The following is a 1,033-nucleotide window of genomic DNA, read 5'->3' on the forward strand; positions in this document are numbered from 1 at the left end:
AGCTGCCCGAGGCGCACCGGCTCGCCCGGGGCGACGGGGTGACGGTGGCGGTCCTGGACACCGGGGCCGCCGTAGGGCACCTGGCCTTGCGCGGGCGGGTCGCCGAGGGCCCGGATCTCGTCGGGAGCAAGACGGCCAGGGGCGGTGAGCACTGGGGCCTGCACGGGACCGCCATGGCCCACAACGTCCTCCTCGCCGCCCCGGGTGCCCGGATCCTCTCCGTCCGGGTCACCGCCGACGAGGGCGACCCGGCCAAGAAGGACCTGATCAGGGTCGGCGCCGACGGCCTGACCCCGCTCGCCCGGGGCATCCGCTACGCGGCGGACCACGGGGCCGAGGTGATCTCGATGTCTCTGGGCACCGCCGAGTCGGCGGCCGTCGACTACCTCGGCGGCGAGGCCTCGGCGGTCGCGTACGCGGTCAACCGGGGCGTGACGGTGATCGCCTCGGCGGGCAACAGCGGTGGCGAGGACGCCTTCAACGAGACCTCGTTCCCGGCCGGTACCCGGGCGTGATCTCGGTCGCGGCCGTCGGCCGGGACGGCCTGCGCGCGGAGTTCTCCACGGTCAAGGCGGTCAACACCGTCGCGGCCCCCGGCGTCGGGATCATCAGCGCCCGCAACACCGGCGGCTACGAGGTCGTGCACGGCACCTCCCCGGCCGGCGCGCTGGCCGCGGGGGTGGTCGCGCTCATGCTGTCCCGCAACCCCGGGCTGACCCCCGGCCAGGTCCGCGACATCCTGACGGGCACCGCCAGGCACCCGGCGGGCGGCTGGAACGCCGAGGTCGGCTACGGGCGGATCGACGCGGCCAGGGCCGTGCGCGCCGCCGCGTCCCCGCGTACGGAGCCCGTCGTGCCGCGTGGGCACGACGGCCGACGGCACCTGGCCGCACCGGACGGATCAGCCGGGACCACCCGTCCCGGGCTCGACCCGGAGCGCCTCGTCATGGGCGGGGGCGCGGCCGGCCTGGGTCTGCTGCTCCTGGCCGGAGCGCTGCTGCCGCGGCGGAGCGGCGGGGCGCACGCGTACGGC

General features: G+C 77.1%; 1 pseudogene. It reads left to right on the top strand.

From position 1 onward, the window contains the following. Nucleotides 1-44: 44 nt before the first annotated feature. Nucleotides 45-1,033: pseudogene (locus ACWJ6R_RS36950) on the top strand (S8 family peptidase); the annotation flags it as partial.

It is taken from the genome of Planomonospora algeriensis (assembly GCF_977012225.1).